Source organism: Neorhizobium galegae bv. orientalis str. HAMBI 540, from assembly GCF_000731315.1.
Taxonomy (GTDB): domain Bacteria; phylum Pseudomonadota; class Alphaproteobacteria; order Rhizobiales; family Rhizobiaceae; genus Neorhizobium; species Neorhizobium galegae.
In genome coordinates, this window is record NZ_HG938353.1 from 3,051,482 (window position 1) to 3,068,091 (window position 16,610).

At 62.6% G+C, this 16,610-nt stretch carries 17 protein-coding genes; 10 read left to right on the top strand and 7 right to left on the bottom strand.

Features of this window, described 5'->3' with window-relative positions; translation table 11 throughout:
• Positions 1 to 6: 6 nt before the first annotated feature.
• The 5 genes from RG540_RS15125 (at position 7) to omp10 (ending at position 4,469) form a co-directional block, all read left to right on the top strand.
• Complete coding sequence (locus RG540_RS15125; RefSeq protein WP_038589450.1) at positions 7 to 1,182, top strand: aminodeoxychorismate synthase component I; 1,176 nt, start codon at positions 7 to 9, stop codon at positions 1,180 to 1,182.
• Positions 1,167 to 1,871 (top strand): aminotransferase class IV family protein, encoded by a 705-nt coding sequence (locus tag RG540_RS15130; RefSeq protein WP_038589453.1) that lies wholly within the window; start codon positions 1,167 to 1,169, stop codon positions 1,869 to 1,871. The genes RG540_RS15125 and RG540_RS15130 overlap by 16 nt, the downstream gene beginning before the upstream one ends.
• A complete protein-coding gene (locus RG540_RS15135; protein WP_038589456.1) occupies positions 1,872 to 2,246 on the top strand; it encodes a nuclear transport factor 2 family protein in 375 nt (124 codons plus the stop codon).
• 236 nt (positions 2,247 to 2,482) lie between these two features.
• On the top strand, positions 2,483 to 3,934 hold the full coding sequence (locus RG540_RS15140) for a homospermidine synthase (RefSeq protein ID WP_038589459.1): 1,452 nt from the start codon (positions 2,483 to 2,485) through the stop codon (positions 3,932 to 3,934).
• A gap of 175 nt (positions 3,935 to 4,109) precedes the next feature.
• Positions 4,110 to 4,469, top strand: a complete 360-nt coding sequence (gene omp10, locus RG540_RS15145; RefSeq protein WP_038589461.1) for an outer membrane lipoprotein Omp10 — start codon at positions 4,110 to 4,112, stop codon at positions 4,467 to 4,469.
• A gap of 103 nt (positions 4,470 to 4,572) precedes the next feature.
• On the opposite strand, the gene RG540_RS15150 is transcribed toward omp10, so the two are convergent.
• Positions 4,573 to 5,022 carry a type II toxin-antitoxin system VapC family toxin gene (locus RG540_RS15150; RefSeq protein WP_038589464.1) on the bottom strand — a complete coding sequence of 150 codons (450 nt, stop codon included), beginning with the start codon at positions 5,020 to 5,022 and terminating at the stop codon, positions 4,573 to 4,575.
• Entirely contained in the window at positions 5,019 to 5,270 is a 252-nt protein-coding gene (locus RG540_RS15155) for a type II toxin-antitoxin system Phd/YefM family antitoxin (RefSeq protein WP_038589467.1), read from the bottom strand. The genes RG540_RS15150 and RG540_RS15155 overlap by 4 nt, the downstream gene beginning before the upstream one ends.
• Before the next feature lie 231 nt (positions 5,271 to 5,501).
• Between RG540_RS15155 and RG540_RS15160 the strand changes: the two genes are divergently transcribed.
• Together RG540_RS15160 and hemH are read left to right on the top strand one after the other, a co-directional pair.
• Positions 5,502 to 7,523, top strand: a complete 2,022-nt coding sequence (locus RG540_RS15160) for a 5'-nucleotidase C-terminal domain-containing protein (RefSeq protein ID WP_038589470.1) — start codon at positions 5,502 to 5,504, stop codon at positions 7,521 to 7,523.
• A 173-nt stretch (positions 7,524 to 7,696) separates the two neighbouring features.
• Positions 7,697 to 8,731 (top strand): ferrochelatase, encoded by a 1,035-nt coding sequence (hemH, locus tag RG540_RS15165; protein ID WP_038589473.1) that lies wholly within the window; start codon positions 7,697 to 7,699, stop codon positions 8,729 to 8,731.
• A gap of 51 nt (positions 8,732 to 8,782) precedes the next feature.
• Here the strand turns inward: hemH and RG540_RS15170 are convergent, their stop codons facing one another.
• On the bottom strand, positions 8,783 to 9,538 hold the full coding sequence (locus tag RG540_RS15170) for an MBL fold metallo-hydrolase (protein WP_038589476.1): 756 nt from the start codon (positions 9,536 to 9,538) through the stop codon (positions 8,783 to 8,785).
• Positions 9,539 to 9,625: 87 nt separating this feature from the next.
• Positions 9,626 to 10,336, bottom strand: coding sequence for a 7-cyano-7-deazaguanine synthase QueC (queC, locus tag RG540_RS15175; RefSeq protein WP_038589479.1), 711 nt, complete (start codon positions 10,334 to 10,336; stop codon positions 9,626 to 9,628).
• A gap of 192 nt (positions 10,337 to 10,528) precedes the next feature.
• On the opposite strand from queC, the gene RG540_RS15180 reads away from it, so the two are divergent.
• Both RG540_RS15180 and RG540_RS15185 read left to right on the top strand, forming a co-directional pair.
• Complete coding sequence (locus RG540_RS15180) at positions 10,529 to 11,566, top strand: SPFH domain-containing protein (RefSeq protein WP_038589482.1); 1,038 nt, start codon at positions 10,529 to 10,531, stop codon at positions 11,564 to 11,566.
• Between the two features lie 3 nt (positions 11,567 to 11,569).
• Positions 11,570 to 12,028 (top strand): NfeD family protein, encoded by a 459-nt coding sequence (locus tag RG540_RS15185; protein WP_038589485.1) that lies wholly within the window; start codon positions 11,570 to 11,572, stop codon positions 12,026 to 12,028.
• A gap of 38 nt (positions 12,029 to 12,066) precedes the next feature.
• Here the strand turns inward: RG540_RS15185 and RG540_RS15190 are convergent, their stop codons facing one another.
• A complete protein-coding gene (locus tag RG540_RS15190) occupies positions 12,067 to 13,062 on the bottom strand; it encodes a KpsF/GutQ family sugar-phosphate isomerase (RefSeq protein ID WP_038589489.1) in 996 nt (331 codons plus the stop codon).
• Between the two features lie 145 nt (positions 13,063 to 13,207).
• Between RG540_RS15190 and RG540_RS15195 the strand changes: the two genes are divergently transcribed.
• A complete protein-coding gene (locus tag RG540_RS15195) occupies positions 13,208 to 14,722 on the top strand; it encodes an outer membrane beta-barrel protein (RefSeq protein WP_051909444.1) in 1,515 nt (504 codons plus the stop codon).
• Here RG540_RS15195 and RG540_RS15200 read toward each other — a convergent pair.
• Both RG540_RS15200 and galU read right to left on the bottom strand, forming a co-directional pair.
• On the bottom strand, positions 14,719 to 15,615 hold the full coding sequence (locus RG540_RS15200; protein ID WP_038589491.1) for a Rossmann-fold NAD(P)-binding domain-containing protein: 897 nt from the start codon (positions 15,613 to 15,615) through the stop codon (positions 14,719 to 14,721). The genes RG540_RS15195 and RG540_RS15200 overlap by 4 nt on opposite strands.
• Before the next feature lie 94 nt (positions 15,616 to 15,709).
• A complete protein-coding gene (gene galU, locus RG540_RS15205) occupies positions 15,710 to 16,597 on the bottom strand; it encodes a UTP--glucose-1-phosphate uridylyltransferase GalU (protein WP_038589494.1) in 888 nt (295 codons plus the stop codon).
• Positions 16,598 to 16,610 lie beyond the last annotated feature (13 nt).

The window sequence follows — 16,610 nt, forward strand, 5'->3', positions numbered from 1 at the left end:
ACTCTCATGAATGAGAAAGCGCCCTTCGCGCTCTTTCGTGACGACCCCGCCGGCCGGAGCCTCGTCTTCGACCGGCCGAAGGAAATCGTCACGGCCCGGACTGCCGCCGAAGTGCTGCCTGCACTCCGGCGCCTGGAAGACGCGCGCCTCGCCGACCAATGGCTGGCTGGCTATGTCTCGTATGAGACAGGCTACGTCTTCGAGGAAAAGCTCCGGCCGCTGATCGTCGACAACCGACAGGCGCCGCTGATCGCCATGGGCATATTCGATCAACCCGCGGGCAACGAACATCCGCTCGCCGGACCGCCCGCCACGATCGTCGACGACGGTTCTTCGCAAGGCTCTTTCCTCAGCGAACTGCGTGCCGGCTGGGATTTTGCGACCTACCGGGAACGGTTCGACCGGCTTCACCAGCACCTGCGCAACGGCGACTGTTATCAGGCGAACCTGACCATGCCGGTCGCGGCACGCTGGCATGGCGATCCGCTTTCCGCTTTCTGGTCCCTCGTCGCTCGCCAGCCGGTGCGCTACGGCGCCTTCGTCGACCTCGGCGGCCCCGTCATCCTGTCGCGTTCTCCTGAACTGTTCTTCTCGGTCGATGCGGATCGTTTCATCGAAACGCACCCGATGAAGGGCACCGCCCCGCGCGGCGCGACCGTGGAAGAAGATGAAGCGATTATCGCGGAAATGCTCGCCGACGAGAAGACGCTGGCAGAAAACCGGATGATCGTCGATCTCCTGCGCAACGATATCTCCGTGATCAGCGAGGTCGGCACGCTGTCGGTTCCGAGGTTGTTCGACATCGAGACCTATCCGACCGTCCACCAGATGGTGAGCCACGTGCGGGCAAAGCTGCTGCCCGAGATCGGCTTTCCGGACATCCTCGCGGCTCTCTTCCCCTGCGGCTCGATCACCGGAGCGCCGAAAATGTGGGCCATGCGCATCCTTGCCGATCTCGAAAGGGAGCCGCGCGACGTCTATTGCGGCGCCATCGGCTGGTGCGATCCGGCAGGCCCGATGCGATTTTCGGTGGCCATCCGCACGATCACGCTTTTCAACGACGAAAAAGCCGTCTTCAATGTCGGCGGCGGCATCGTTTTCGACTCGAAGGCGGAAGCCGAGTATGACGAGTGTCTTCTGAAGGCACGCTTTGCGGTGGGCGACCAATGGATTTCTCGCTGATCGAAACAATGCGCTGGGAACCGGGCAACGGCTTGCTCCGGGTGGACCAGCATCTGCGCCGGCTCAGCCGGTCGGCGGATGCCTTGGGTTTCCGCCAGCCGCCGGCGGATACGCTGAAACAGCTTCAAACGGCCACAGCCGCCAGCGAGACGCCGCTCCGCGTCCGGCTGGTCATGACCTATCGCGGCAAGATCGAAATCACCGCCACGCCGTTCACGCCCCTGCCCGCCGACACGCTCTGGCGGATCCGGGTCGCTAGGACGACGCTTCCCTCCGACGACCCGACCTATCGCCACAAGACCTCCCGGCGAGAGCTCTACGAGGCTGCCCGTGCCGAATTTACACCGGAAGAGGCGGACGAGGTTCTGCTTCTCAACGAGCGTGGCGAGGTCTGCGAAGGCACGATCACCAACGTCTTCGTCGAACAGCCGGACGGTTCGCTGCTGACCCCGGCTCTGTCGAGCGGCCTCCTGCCCGGCATCCTGCGCGCCGACCTGATCCGCGAAGGAAGGGCGAAAAGCCAGGTCCTGCGCCTCGCCGACCTCGATAACCGCCGCTTCTTCGTCGGCAATTCGCTGCGCGGCCTGATCCCCGCCGAACTTGTCGCCCAGGCTGCGCGATTGGAAACGCCAGCAGAAGCGCCTCGCCCTACCGCGCGCGCCGTCAAAATGGCGAGAGCTGGTCGATAGATGACCGCGCCGAAACCCCTTGCGGATCATCTGCTTGCGCTTGAAACCGCGCTGCAGACCCGAGAGGTCCGCAGTTCCGAGGAAAAGCTGCGCGAACTGCTGGCGCCGGAATTCCGCGAGTTCGGCCGCTCCGGCCTCGCCTACACGTTCGATGACATCGTCACCCACCTCGTCGCGGAGACCGGACAGGACGACACTTCGATCTCGGATTTCAGCACCACGATGCTGAGTGACACGATCGCACTCGCGACCTATCGGGGCACCCGCGTCAACGACGACGGCAGCAGGCTTTTTGCCAACCGAAGCTCCATCTGGCGCCTCGACCCCGATGGCAAATGGCGCATGGTCTTTCACCAGGGCACCGCGACGGAGTGATCTTGCGGAAATGGCTTGGCTTAGCCGGGTTTCCCGACCCTCCTGCAACTCGCCTCCGCGCCCGCCGCCGTCGAATAACGCCGCCGATTCATCCCCGAAAATCGACAGGCTCTTTATTGTGACGAAGTTTTATGATCTAGAGCGCCGCGAATTGCCCGAGTGCAGCCTTTAAATTTCCATTCCACTGCCGAATAAGCGGGCAGCGGCCCGAGAAGGCCGCGATCAAGGAGAAAGACATGTCAGAGACTACCTATCCGGTTTATGGCGAAATCACCGGTCCGATCGTGATGATCGGCTTCGGCTCGATCGGCCGCGGCACGCTGCCGCTGATCGAACGCCATTTCAAGTTCGACAAGAGCCGGATGGTCGTCATCGACCCGCGCGAAGAACCCTCCGATATGGAGATCCTCAAGAAGCACGGCGTCCGTCACATCAAGGAATACGTGACCAAGGAGAACTACAAGGAACTCCTGAAACCGCTCCTGACCGAAGGCAAGGGCCAGGGCTTCTGCGTCAACCTGTCGGTCGACACCGGCTCGCTCGACCTGATGAAGCTCTGCCGCAAGCTCGACGTTCTCTACATCGACACGGTCGTCGAGCCCTGGCTCGGCTTCTATTTCGACAAGAACATGAAGAATTCCGAGCGCACCAACTATGCGCTGCGCGAAACCGTTCGCAAGGAAAAGGCCAAGAACCCGGGCGGTGCGACCGCCGTTTCCACCTGCGGCGCCAACCCGGGCATGGTCTCCTGGTTCGTCAAGCAGGCGCTGGTCAACCTCGCCAACGACACCGGCCTGAAGTTCGACGAGCCGGATCAGCACGACCGCGAAGGCTGGGCGAAGCTGATGAAGAAGCTCGGCGTCAAGGGCGTCCACATTGCCGAGCGCGACACCCAGCGCACCAAGCACCCGAAGCCGCTCAATGTGTTCTGGAACACCTGGTCGGTCGAAGGCTTCATTTCCGAAGGCATGCAGCCGGCCGAACTCGGCTGGGGCACCCATGAGGAATGGATGCCGAAGAACGGCAAGAAGCACAAGAAGGGCAACCAGGCCGCCATCTATCTCGAACAGCCGGGCGCCAACACCCGGGTTCGCAGCTGGTGCCCGACGCCCGGACCGCAGTATGGCTTCCTCGTCACCCATAACGAGTCGATCTCGATCGCCGACTATTTCACGGTGCGCGACAAGGACGGCGAAGTGACCTTCCGTCCGACCTGCCACTACGCCTACCATCCGGCCAATGACGCGGTCCTGTCGCTGCATGAAATGTTCGGCAATGGCGGCACTCCGCAGCCGGTCCACCACGTTCTCGACGAGGACGAACTTGAGGACGGCATCGACGAACTCGGCGTGCTGCTCTACGGTCACGAGAAGAACGCCTACTGGTTCGGTTCGCGCCTGTCGCTCGAAGAAACCCGCCGCATCGCGCCTTACCAGAACGCCACCGGCCTGCAGGTGACCTCCGCCGTTCTCTCCGGCATGGTCTGGGCGCTCGAAAACCCGACCGCCGGTATCGTCGAGGCAGACGAGATCGACTACAAGCGCTGCCTCGAAGTGCAACTGCCCTATCTCGGCCCGGTCGAAGGCCACTATACCGACTGGACCCCGCTCGACGGGCGCCCGGGCCTCTTCCCGGAAGACATCGACACCAGGGATCCGTGGCAGTTCAAGAACATCCTGGTTCGCTAATCTCGCGAACAGGTTCGCTAATCCGATAAAGCACAATGGAAACCGCCTGCCTTGCCGCAGGCGGTTTTTTGCATGTTGAAAGCTCTTGCCTTTTCAAGGCCACATCTTGCGTTACATAGGGCGATGGCGGCAAGGTTTGCCAACCGAAGCCGGACCGAATCGCGGGAGACTGATCATGAAATTTAAAGTGAGCTTTGCGCTCATCGCCGCAGCCAGCTTGACCGCCTGCGTTTCGTCCCCTCCGCCGCAACAGATGGCCGCCGTGCAGCCGCAGGGCGTCGAAGGCAGCTGGGTCGATCCGAACGGCATCGTTTCCTCTTTCCAGGCCGGCACGTTCAACACCCGCTCCAGCGACAGCAACACGCTGCTCGCCTCGGGCACCTATACCAGCCTGTCGCCGACGCTGGTCGAGATCAATATGACCTCTCTGGTGCGCAAGACCCAGTCGCGCGTCAACTGCTCTCTGGTCAGCATCAACCAGCTCAACTGCACGCAGGATAGCGGCGCGCAGTTCTCGCTTGCCCGCCGCGGTTAAGGCGGCGCATCCTCGTCCCGATCATTGCGACCCCGCCTCGGCGGGGTTTTCGCGTTTTGCGCGCGTTCCTGCGCTTCGTGGCCGGGAGCCATTGCGGGTTCGATTACTCCGGCCGGAAGGCGGCCGGGAGATCGACGGGCACATCCAAGGGCTCGAAATGCCGGATGTTCTCGGTAACGATGGTCAGATCATAGGCCCGCGCCGTCGCGGCAATAATGATATCGCTCAGGCCCGGGCTCCGGCCCTTGCTCTCGGCTTCGTCTTCCAGCGCACCCGCGATCCGCGCCACCACGGCGTCCATCGGCAATATCCGGTCGCCAAAACTGTCGGAGATAAAATCCAGCCAGGCCGAAAGACGCTGCGCTCTTGCGATCCCGCCGCGCCTGTGAAGCGATCGCATTCCCTTCTCGATTTCGGCAATGGTGATGGCCGACAGGTAGAGCGCATCGGCCTCGCCCTGTTCATGGAACCAGGCCCGCAGCTGATGGGACGCCACGGTTCGGTCCGGCGCGATCTTGCTGATGATATTGGTGTCGAGCAGGTAACCGCTCACAGGTCGACATCGCGCAGTTTTGACGGCTTCCGCTCAAGTTCGACACCACCCGGAAACGTCAGCAGGAAATCTCCGAAATTGGGCCGCGGCCGGTCCAGGGCCTTTTTCGCCGCCTCCGCCGCTTCGACCGACACAAGCACGGCCGCCGGCTTTCCATGGCGGGTAATCGTCACGAATTCGCCGTTCGCCGCCTCGTCCACGAGACCGGCGAAACCTGCCTTTGCCTCAGCCACACTGATCGTCGACATCCACGGCTCCTCTCGAAATGACCATATGTGGTCAATTTACTTGCGGCCGTTGGAAAATCAATATGCAGCCTCGTGATCAGCGCCGATCGCGCCCTGTCATATTTGTCACATTTCCCTTGAACCCACCGTCGGTTGATGAAAACATGCCCGCCGGAACGGTTGTCACATTGAAAAACTAGAACAGATAAAAAGGGCGGCACAGCCGGCCGAATTAAAAAGAGGAGAGATCAGATGAAGAAGACATTGAGGTTCGGGCTGCTGACTGCGTCGGTCATGGCTCTTTCGAGCGGCGCGGCATTTGCCGATTTCGAGCTCAATATCCTGCACATCAACGACTTCCATTCGCGTCTCGAATCCATCAATGCGACCGATTCCACGTGCTCGGCCGAGGATGAAGGCAAGGGCGTATGCTTCGGCGGCGCGGCCCGGCTGCTGACCGCGATCAACCAGACCCGCGACGCGCTGAAGGCCCAGAACAAGAACGTCATTCTCCTCAACGGCGGCGACAATTTCCAAGGCTCTCTCTTCTACACGACCTACAAGGGCGCGGCCGAAGCCGAAGCGCTGAACGCCATGAAGTTCGACGCGATGACCGTCGGCAACCATGAATTCGACGACAGCGACGACGTGCTTGCCACCTTCCTCGATAAGATCCAGTTCCCGGTCGTTACCGCCAACGTCGTTCCGAGCGCTGCCGCCAAGATCGGCAACCGCATCAAGCCGTCGCTGGTGCTGACCGTTGGCGGCCAGAAGATCGGCATCGTCGGCGCCGTTACCAACGACACCGCCGAAATCGCCAATCCCGGCCCGAACATCACGATTGCCGACGACGTTGCCAAGATCACCGAAGCCGTTCAGGGCCTGAAGGCTCAAGGCGTCGACAAGATCATCGCGCTGACTCATGTCGGTTACCCGCGCGACCTCGCCATCATCGCCAAGATCCCGGATGTCGACGTCGTCGTCGGCGGCCACACCCACACGCTGCTCTCGAACGTGGCCAAGGGCGCCGAAGGCCCCTACCCGACCTGGTCGGACAATCCGGGCGGCTACAAGGTCCCGGTGGTCCAGGCTTTCCAGTATTCGAAATATCTCGGCGACATCAAGATCGTCTTCGACGACAGCGGCGTCGTGAAGTCGGCCGAAGGCGAGCCGATCCTGATGGATAAGTCGATCACGCCCGATCCGGCCTTCCTGGCTCGCGTTGCCGAGCTGAAGAAGCCGATCGAGGACATGAAGAAGAAGGTCGTCGGCGCTTCCGACGCGGTCATTGATGGCGACCGCCGCGTTTGCCGCGCCAAGGAATGCTCGATGGGCAACCTCGTCGCCGACGCCATGCTCGACCGCACCAAGGGCCAGGGCATCACCATCGCCATCCAGAACGGCGGCGGCTTGCGCGCTTCGATCGATGCCGGCGAAGTCACCCAGGGTGAAGTCGTCAGCGTCCTGCCCTTCCAGAACACGCTCGCGACCTTCCAACTCACCGGTGCCGATGTCGTCAAGGCGCTCGAAAACGGCGTCAGCCAGATCGACGACGGCGCAGGCCGCTTCCCGCAGGTCGCGGGTCTCAAATATTCCTTCGACAAGTCGAAGCAGGCCGGAGCCAAGGTCAGCGACGTCCAGGTCAAGGAAGGCGACAAGTTCGTACCGATCGACCCAGCCAAGAGCTACGGCGTTGCCACCAACAATTTCATGCGCGCAGGCGGCGATGGCTACGCCATCTTCAAGACCGGCGGCAAGAATGCCTATGACTACGGTCCGGACCTCGCCGACGTAACGGCGGAATTCGTGGCCGCACACAATCCCTACAAGCCCTATACGGACGGCCGTGTCACCGACCTGACCCCGGCCAGCTACACCCCGCCAGCCAAGCCCGCGCCTGCCGCCCCGCCGGCAGCTGCTCCGGCTCCGACGGCTGCCGCTCCCGCTACCCCGGCTCCTGCTGCACCTGCCGCTCCGGCCCCCACGGCAGCGGCTCCGGCCGCACCGGCGAGCCCTGCTCCGGCAGCACCCGCAGCTCCTGCACCGAACACGATGGCCGCAGCTCCGGCGAAACCTGCTCCGGCAGCGGCTCCCGCCGCACCGAAGCCGGCCGGCCCCACCAAGTACACGGTCGCCAAGGGTGACTCGCTCTGGAAGATCGCCGAAGCCACCTATGGCGACGGCGAGAAGTGGACCGAGATCGCCAAGCTCAACTCGCTGCGCCATCCGAACGTCATCCAGGTCGGTGCCGAGCTGGAACTGCCGGCGAAGTGACATCGCTTGACCCGGATCAAGGTCCGGGCCGGCGACTTCACGCAACAAATTGGGACGATTTGTCCCGATCCCATGATCGGCCCGGGCTTTCCCGGGCCGATTTTTGTTTCTAAGTAATTTGCGAAACAAACGAGTGCGTCGTCGCCCCGCAAGATTCAATCGAAAGTGTCCGCATGACCTCCCATTCCGCCCACATGCCCTCCGATCATCCGAAGGTGAGTTTCGGCAAAGTCGGCGTATTGCTCGTCAATCTCGGCACCCCAGACGGCACGGACTACTGGTCGATGCGGCGCTATCTCGCCGAGTTTCTGTCCGACAAGCGGGTGATCGAGTGGTCGCGGCTCTACTGGTACCCGATCCTCTACGGCATCGTGCTCAATAAGCGGCCGCAGAAGGTCGGCAAGGCCTATGAGGCGATCTGGAACAAGGATTTGAACGAGAGTTACCTGCGCACCTATACCCGCAGCCAGGGCGAATTGATGGCCGAACGCTTGAAGGATCTCCCGAACGTCGTGGTCGACTGGGCGATGCGCTACGGAAAACCCTCGATCGCCGAGCGCATCGATGCGCTGAAGGAAAAGGGCTGCGAAAAGATCGTCCTCTTCCCGCTCTATCCGCAATATGCGGCCTCCACCACCGCAACCGTCAACGACAAGGCCTTCGAGCACCTGATGAAGCTGCGCTGGCAGCCGGCGTTACGCACCGTGCCGCCCTATCACGACGAACCGGCCTATATCGAGGCGCTGGCGGATTCCGTGAGGGCGAAATACGCCGCTCTCGACTGGGAGCCGGAAATGCTGATCGCCTCCTTCCACGGCATCCCGCAATCCTATTTCAAGGCGGGCGATCCCTATTACTGCCATTGCCAAAAGACGGCCCGGCTCCTGAAAGAGGCCCTCGGTCTCACCGAAAAAAATTTCATGATCACCTTCCAGTCCCGTTTCGGCCCCGAGGAATGGCTGCAGCCCTATACCGACAAGACGGTCGAAAAGCTCGCCCAGGCCGGCATCAGGCGCATCGCTGTCATGAACCCCGGCTTCGTCTCCGACTGTCTCGAAACGCTCGAAGAAATCGCCGAGGAAGCGGGCGAGATCTTCCTGCACAATGGCGGGGAAAAGTTCGCGCATGTCCCCTGTCTGAACGACAGCCCCGGCGGCATGACCGTGCTGGAAAAGGTCGTCCGCCGGGAACTTCAGGGCTGGGTGTAAGCCGGCTCATTCCAGCCGCCCCTGATTTTTGCCTCTCCGGGTTCAGCGCTTTCAGCGGGCAGGCAGGTCGATCACGTCGCCGTCTGCCGGAATCAGCAGGCGCGACGGACCGATTCCGGCCGCGTCAGCCGCCTCGCGCAGATATGCACGCGAAACGGTGGCATGATCGAGCGCCTCCATATGCACCGCGACAACCGTGGCCTCAGGCGCGGACCGGCAGAGTTCGATCGTTTCCACCGCATCCATGACGATGAGGTCGCCATCCCAGAGGGCGCCGCAGGAATGGCTGATGATGACATCGGGCACGACGCGCTCTACCGTCTCCAGTACCGGCGGATAAAGGACCGTATCGCCCGCCCAATAAATTAGCGGCTCACCGGGCGCAGCAAGCGTCAGTCCCATCACCGACCCCATCTTTTCCCGGACCGGACCAAGACCGTGGCTGCCCTCACAGCGCGTGATCGTGATGCCCTGCCAGACGAGCTCCCCCTCGAGCGGCTCCACATCGGTAAAACCTTCTGCAGCGATTGTCGCCTCATCGCCCGGCTGACAGATCAGCGGCAGGTGTTTCGGGACACGTTGTTTGGCCACCGAATCGAAATGGTCCGTATGGAGGTGGGAGACGATCACCAGTTCGACACCTTGCAAGACCTCCTCCACCGAAAGCGGCAGGTCCGTCAACGGATTGGCGGACTTGCCGGTATAGGACGGCAGGCTGTAACGAGGTGCGAAATAAGGATCAATCAGGATGCTGCGGCCCGCATAGGAAAGCTTGAGCGTCGCATTGCGGATCAACTGAAGCTTCATCGAGGTACCTCGTGCGGGAAGAATGCGAAGCCTAGACCGGTTGGCCGTGATGATCCAATGATCGTTCTAGATGAGACAGCCACTCTATCAACGCGTCTCCTCGGCCGTGAACCCTTCCGTGGCGGCCTTCCAGAAGTCCGGATCCTCGTATTCCGTCGGGTCTTCGATGCCTGCGAGGTGGAAAGCTTCGCGCCGCTCGACACAGGTGCCGCAGCGGCCGCAATGCAGGGCTCCGCCCTTGTAGCAGGACCAGGTTTCGGCGACCGGCGTTCCATGCCGGGCGCCATCGGTGACGATATCCGCCTTCGATCCATGGACGTAAGGCGCAAGCAGCCGGACCGACGCGTAACCGTCCAGGGCATGATCCTGCATCGCCTGGAACGCATCGATGAAACCGGGCCGGCAGTCGGGATAGATGAAATGGTCGCCGCCATGCACGGCGATCGCCACCGCATCGGCTCCGCGCGCCGCCGCCACCCCGAAGGCGACCGAGAGCATGATCGCATTGCGGTTCGGCACCACGGTGACGCGCATCGTCTCCTCCGCATAATGCCCGTCCGGCACATCGAGATCATCGGTCAAGGCCGAACCGGTCAGCCGGCTGCCGATCCCGCGCATGTCGATGATCTCGTGGAAGACGCCGAGCCGCGCGGCGCAGGCCGCGGCGAAATCGAGTTCCTTGCGGTGCCGCTGGCCGTAGTCGAAGGAAATCAGCCCCAGCAGCTCCTGCTCTGCGGCAATCCTATGAGCGAGCGAGACAGAATCCAGTCCGCCGGAGCAGACGACGATGGTTTTCATGGGCGTTTATCCTTGTTTTGACCGGGTAGGCTGCGACCGGGTGTGCGAACCTGCTCTCTAGACCGCCAACGCGTCCTTGTGAATAACCCGGGCGACATCGACAGCGTCGAGCTGTCATTTCTTCCCTGCAAAGAACGTGCTAACTCATCACGTGTGGCCTGGCGGGCTTACCGCCTGCAATGGAGGAATGTCATGAACTTGGGCGGCCTGGGTGGCTTCGATATCGTCGTGATCGGCGTGGTGGTGCTGATCATTCTGGTCCTGTTTGCCGGGATCAAGACCGTGCCGCAGGGTTATCGCTACACCGTGGAACGCTTCGGCCGCTACACCCGCACGCTGGAGCCAGGCCTCAACCTGCTGACACCTTTCATCGAGCGCATCGGCGTGCGCATGAACGTGATGGAGCAGGTCCTCAGCATCCCGACGCAGGAGGTCATCACCAAGGACAATGCCAGCGTCTCCGCAGATGCGGTGTCCTTCTATCAGGTCCTCAATCCGGCTCAGGCCGCCTACCAGATCTCCAATCTCGAAAACGCTATCCAGAACCTCACCATGACCAATATCCGCTCGGTCATGGGTTCGATGGACCTGGATGAGCTGCTCTCCAACCGTGAAGTCATCAACGAGCGGCTGCTGCGCGTCGTCGACGAGGCCGTCGGCCCCTGGGGTATCAAGGTCACCCGCGTCGAGATCAAGGACATCCAGCCGCCGGCCGACCTCGTCGAATCGATGGGCCGGCAGATGAAGGCCGAACGTGAGAAGCGCGCCCAGATTCTGGAGGCAGAAGGCTCGCGCAGTGCCCAGATCCTGCGTGCCGAGGGCGCCAAGCAGGCAGCGGTCCTCGAAGCCGAAGGCAAACGCGAAGCCGCGTACCGCGAGGCGGAAGCCCGCGAGCGTCTGGCGGAAGCCGAAGCCAAGGCCACCCAGTCCGTCTCCCAGGCGATCGCCGCCGGCGACGTGCAGGCGATCAACTATTTCGTGGCGCAGAAATACATCGAGGCGCTGGCGGCGATCGGCAAGGCGCCCAATTCGAAGATCGTGCTGATGCCACTGGAGGCTTCGTCGATCATCGGTTCGCTCGGCGGCATCGGCGCCATCGCCAAGGAAGTTTTCGGCGATGGCTCCGGGCCCGCCGCACCGCCGCGCCCACCGGCCGGCCCGCGCCCCCAGCCCGGTCCGCGCACCACGCCGGTCCTCAATCCGTTCAACCCGAATTCCGCAGAGACGTGAGCCATGCTGCATGATGCTGTGGTCAATCTCGGTCCCTGGAGCTGGTGGATTTTAGGCGTCGTCCTGTTGTGTGCCGAACTCGCGGCACCAGGCGTCTTCCTGATCTGGATCGGCGCCGCCGCGATCGTCATCGGCGCGCTGTCTCTGGCGCTCTGGGACGCGGCCTTCTGGAGCTGGCACGTCCAGCTTCTGCTGTTTGCAGTACTCTCAGGCGCCTTCGCGCTGGCAGGCCGCCGTTTCTATGCCAGCCGCAACCAGGCGACCGACGAACCCAATCTCAACCGGCGTGGCGAAAGCCTGGTCGGCCGCACCGCAACTCTCCACGAGCCGATCGCCGAGGGGCGCGGCCGCATCCGGCTCGACGATACATGGTGGTCGGTGATGGGACCGGACCTGCCGGCCGGCACGCAGGTGAAGGTGGTAGCGGCAAGCGGCCGCGACCTGAGGGTCGAAGCGGCGTAGTTTTCCCGTCCGAAAGCGGCTTGGAACCTAGCTCGATATCAGGCCACGCCGACGCGCAGCAGATCATGAAAGTGGACGATACCGATCGGCTTGCGCTCTTCATCGACGACGAGCAGCGCGCCGATGCTGTGCTTGTTGAGCATCGCCATGGCCTTGGTGGCGAGCGTTTCCTTGCTGACGGTCTTCGGATTACGCGTCATCACATCATCGACCCGCGTATCACGCAGGTCGAGATGAAGGTGCCGGGAAATATCACCATCGCTGATGAAGCCGCAGAGGCTGCCATCCTCGTCGACTATGCCGACGCAGCCGAAGCGCTTGCGCGACAGTTCCTCGATCGCCTCCAGCATCAAGACGCCTTTTTTGACCAGAGGCATGCGATCGCCGGTATGCATCAGATCGCCGACATGGCTGAGCATCGCCCCGAGCTTGCCGCCCGGATGATAGACGCGGAAATCGGTTGCCGAAAAACCGCGCGCTTCGAGCAGCGCCACGGCAAGCGCATCGCCCATGGCAAGCTGCATCAGCGTCGATGTGGTCGGCGCCAGCCCGTGCGGGCAGGCTTCCTGTTCCTTGGGCAACAGCAGAACGACATCGGCCTCGCGGGCCAGCGTCGAAACCTCGCCCGACGTCATGGCGATCAGCGGAATGGAGAAGCGGCGGGTGAAGGAAACGATGCCCTGCAGTTCGGCGGTCTCACCGCTCCAGGACAGGGCCAGCACCACGTCACCCGAGCCGATCATGCCGAGATCGCCGTGATTGGCTTCGACGGGATGCACGAAGAAGGAAGGCGTGCCCGTCGAGGCGAGGCTGGCAGCGATCTTGCGGCCGATATGTCCGCTCTTGCCGATGCCGGTCACGACGACCCTGCCATCGATGTCGCCGATCAGTTCCGCCGCCTTGCGGAAGGCTTCGCCAAGGCCGTGCTGGAGCGCCAACTCCAGCGCATTAAGTCCTTGTTTCCCGAAGGAAATCGTCCTCAAGGCGGAATCGACAAGGTCGTTCTCGACCAGCTGCAAAGCTCTCTTGATCATGGGCAAGCCTTAACGCTTTTCACCCCTCAAGTCTATCAGCTTTGGCGCGGGGCTACTAAGTTGGCCGCCGCCATAGCGTCGCAACCAAACGTTAACCACATGGCTTTACGTTTGGGTAAGCATTTGCGATTGCCCGGGCAGGCCTATGAAGATCACCACAACGACAGGCGGGACGCGCCAGAGGCGCCGGACGGCACTCGGCCTTCTGCTGGCCTGTTCGGCGCTTGTTTCATCGCCCGCAGCCGCCCAGACCCGCAACGTGTTTCCGCCGCAGAACGGCTCCCTTCCATCGGTCGCAAGCACCACCTCGCCCGCATCGAATCCCGCCTCCGGCACGGCTTTGAGAGGCGACACCTCGGCACAACCGGCCACCAGTGCCGCCGCCGACCCGAATGTCGCGACCGGCACCACGCCCGGCCGCAACCGCACGGCAACCCAGGAACCTCCCTATGAGGACGACCTGAACCAGCCCCACGAGGAGCCGCTCGACCGTGGCGCCGAGCCGGTCGAGACCCAGGAACAGCCCCGCGAACCGGGTGATCCTACCGGCATCCGGATGGGCAGTTTCCTGCTTCGGCCTTCGATCAACCAGAGCATCGACACCGAGACCCGCCGCTCGAGCGGCACCAAGGTCCGCCGCGATTATCTCTCGACGGCGATCCGCGGCACATTGACCTCCGACTGGTCGCGCCATTCGTTGACGGTGACGGGCGAAGGCACGCTAGAGCGCAATCTCGGCAGCAGCAGCCAAGGCGAGCAACCGGAAGCGAACATCAACGCGGACCTGCGGCTCGATCTCTCCAACGATACGGTCGCCCATGTCACCGGCGGCTATCGGTTCTCCCGCGAGGACGACTACGATCCGAACGCGCTCGGCGGCGCATCCACACAGTCGGGTGTCCATGAATTCACCGGCGGCGCCTCTGTCCAGCGCGACTTCGGCAAGATCCGCGGCACGGCCGCGATCGACCTTTCCCGCGCCTCCTATACGGATGCGAAGCTCTCCGACGGCACGATCGTCAGCATGAAGGATCGCAACCGGACCGGTATCGACGGCCGACTGCGGCTTGGCTACGAACTGTCGCCGGCACTCGTCCCCTATGTAGAAGTGGCGACCGGCCACACATTCTATGACCTCAGGCGCGACAATTCCGGTTATGCCCGTTCGTCGCAGAGCTACGCGGCACGCACCGGCATAGAATTCGATCTCGGCGAAAAGCTGCGCGGCGAAATCGGCACCGGTTACGAGGTCGTCGATTACGAGGACGAACGCCTGAAATCGGTCGGCGCGGTCACCTTCAGCGGCAGCGCCACCTGGTCGCCGCAGCGCGGCACCAATGTCGATCTCGGCCTGCGCACCACGATGCAGGATTCGACCACGCCCGGCCAGAGCGGCTGGGTGGAATACCAGGCGACGGCAGCGCTGACCCATGAGATGCGCGACAATCTCATCGCCCGGCTGACCGGCAGCTCGACGCTACGCGATTTCCCGAACGGCGGCCCGAGCGACGAAACGGTCTGGATCGGCGGCGCCGGCCTCACCTGGGCGATCAACCGTTACCTCGACCTGACCGGCGACGTCGAATACGAACAGGCGGGCGGCGGCGGCACCAACGACAAGATCGTCCGCGCCGGCGTCGGCCTCACATTGAAGCGTTAGGCTTTCGTTCGACCGGCAATCCATTCCATCAGCGCATTCTGCGCATGGAGCAGAAACGCCTTCGCCGGCGCGCTCTGGCAGGCCGCGTGCGTCATCGCATCCACTGTGACTTCCTGTCCCCGCGCCACCGGCGGACAGGGGATGAAGATGGCATCGGGACGGCAGCGATCGAGAACTGCCGCCGAGATCCGGTAATCCGCAGGTGTGCTTTCAGCGACCCCGCCCGGCCAGCTATCCGTGAAGATGACATCCGCATCCTCGACTTCGCCCATGTCCGTGCTCAGCCCGAAATTGAGGCCGGGACTCCGATTGAGGAACGCGGGATCGGCGACATGCCAATCGTCCGGATAAACCTGTACCACCTCGATCGGCAGCGAGATCGACGCCTCCACCCAGGACCGCAGAATATTGGCATCCGGCGCCACGCCGACGATCTTCAGCCCCTCGATGCCGCCTCTTTTGGCTCTGATATAGGCAAGGTCTCCGAGCGTCTCGCAAGGGTGGTTCGATCGCGTCCGGGCATTGATGACCGGCACCTGGGCATGTGCCGCAAGTTCGCGAAGCGAGGCGAGCTCCGGCGTACGGACGACGATCATGTCGAACCAGTTGTCGAGGTAACCCGCCAAGTCGGCGATCGTCTCCCGCCCCCCGAGGCTCGCCGGCACATGTGCGCAAATGCCGCCCATCGCCTGGATGCCGAGATCGAAAGCCGTTGTATTGCGCCAGCCGCCCTCATCGACGATCAAGGCGATCCGTCTACCCTCCAGGCTTTTCGGCATCTGCCGTTCCCGCCACGCTTCGGCAAGCACGCCGGCGCGATCGAGGATCGCTGCTATGGCGTCCGCCGAAAGATCGTGGAATTCCAGAAAATCGAGACCCGCAGAAACAGCCATGTCACCCGACACCGTGAAAAAGAAAAACCCCTCATAGCAGGACCATGAGGGGTTTGCGTGACGCCCGGACCGGCAAATAGCCGATCGGAGAGATTTACTTCAGCGAGGCGAGCAGCGCCTTCATCGGCCCTTCGATCGCCGGACGGATGTCGGCGCGCTGCAGGGCAAAGGCCAGGTTTGCCAGGATGAAGCCGTCCTTGGCGCCGCAGTCGAACGTGTCGCCCTTGAAGGGATAGGCAGCGAATTCCTGGGATTTCAAGAGTGCCAGCATGCCGTCGGTGAGCTGGATCTCGTTGCCGGCGCCGCGCTCCTGGGTTTCCAGGATCTTGAAGATCTCCGGCTGCAGGATGTAGCGGCCGTTGATGTAGAGGTTGGACGGTGCCGTGCCCTTGGCGGGCTTTTCGACCATCTGGGTGATCTTGAAGCCTTCGCCGACCGGCGCGCCGATGCCGACGATGCCGTATTTATGGGCCTGGTCCGGATCGCATTCCTGCACCGCGACGACGTTACCGCCGCTTTCGGCATAAAGATCGACCATGCCCTTCAGGCAGCCCTTGCCGCCGGCCATGATCATGTCAGGAAGCAGGACCGCGAAAGGCTCGTTGCCGACGATGTCGCGGGCGCACCAGACCGCATGGCCAAGCCCGAGCGGCACCTGCTGGCGCGTGAAGCTGGCGGTGCCGGCAACCGGCAGAAGGCCGGCGAGCAGGGTTAGCTCGGCATTCTTGTTGCGCTCGCGCAGCATCTGTTCCAGCTCGTACTGGATATCGAAATAGTCTTCGATAACCCCCTTGCCGCGGCCCGTCACGAAAACGAAGTGCTCGATCCCGGCTTCGGCCGCCTCATCCACGACGTACTGGATGACCGGCTTGTCGACCACGGTCAGCATTTCCTTTGGCACCGCCTTGGTCGCGGGCAGGAAGCGCGTGCCCAGACCTGCTACCGGAAACACTGCCTTACGGATCTTTTGTTGTTGTGCCACTCACGCCTCCTGA

Excerpts from the sequence above, each read along its gene's own strand:
- RG540_RS15180 (WP_038589482.1), top strand. The coding sequence starts at position 10,529 with ATGAACTTGGGCGGCCTGGGTGGCTTCGATATCGTCGTGATCGGCGTG.
- RG540_RS15170 (WP_038589476.1), bottom strand. The coding sequence starts at position 9,538 with ATGAAGCTTCAGTTGATCCGCAATGCGACGCTCAAGCTTTCCTATGCG.
- RG540_RS15140 (WP_038589459.1), top strand. The coding sequence starts at position 2,483 with ATGTCAGAGACTACCTATCCGGTTTATGGCGAAATCACCGGTCCGATC.
- RG540_RS15200 (WP_038589491.1), bottom strand. The coding sequence starts at position 15,615 with ATGGCTGTTTCTGCGGGTCTCGATTTTCTGGAATTCCACGATCTTTCG.
- RG540_RS15155 (WP_038589467.1), bottom strand. The coding sequence starts at position 5,270 with ATGTCGACGATCAGTGTGGCTGAGGCAAAGGCAGGTTTCGCCGGTCTC.
- queC (WP_038589479.1), bottom strand. The coding sequence starts at position 10,336 with ATGAAAACCATCGTCGTCTGCTCCGGCGGACTGGATTCTGTCTCGCTC.
- RG540_RS15160 (WP_038589470.1), top strand. The coding sequence starts at position 5,502 with ATGAAGAAGACATTGAGGTTCGGGCTGCTGACTGCGTCGGTCATGGCT.
- RG540_RS15130 (WP_038589453.1), top strand. The coding sequence starts at position 1,167 with ATGGATTTCTCGCTGATCGAAACAATGCGCTGGGAACCGGGCAACGGC.
- RG540_RS15190 (WP_038589489.1), bottom strand. The coding sequence starts at position 13,062 with ATGATCAAGAGAGCTTTGCAGCTGGTCGAGAACGACCTTGTCGATTCC.
- hemH (WP_038589473.1), top strand. The coding sequence starts at position 7,697 with ATGACCTCCCATTCCGCCCACATGCCCTCCGATCATCCGAAGGTGAGT.
- RG540_RS15125 (WP_038589450.1), top strand. The coding sequence starts at position 7 with ATGAATGAGAAAGCGCCCTTCGCGCTCTTTCGTGACGACCCCGCCGGC.
- omp10 (WP_038589461.1), top strand. The coding sequence starts at position 4,110 with ATGAAATTTAAAGTGAGCTTTGCGCTCATCGCCGCAGCCAGCTTGACC.
- RG540_RS15185 (WP_038589485.1), top strand. The coding sequence starts at position 11,570 with ATGCTGCATGATGCTGTGGTCAATCTCGGTCCCTGGAGCTGGTGGATT.
- RG540_RS15195 (WP_051909444.1), top strand. The coding sequence starts at position 13,208 with ATGAAGATCACCACAACGACAGGCGGGACGCGCCAGAGGCGCCGGACG.
- RG540_RS15135 (WP_038589456.1), top strand. The coding sequence starts at position 1,872 with ATGACCGCGCCGAAACCCCTTGCGGATCATCTGCTTGCGCTTGAAACC.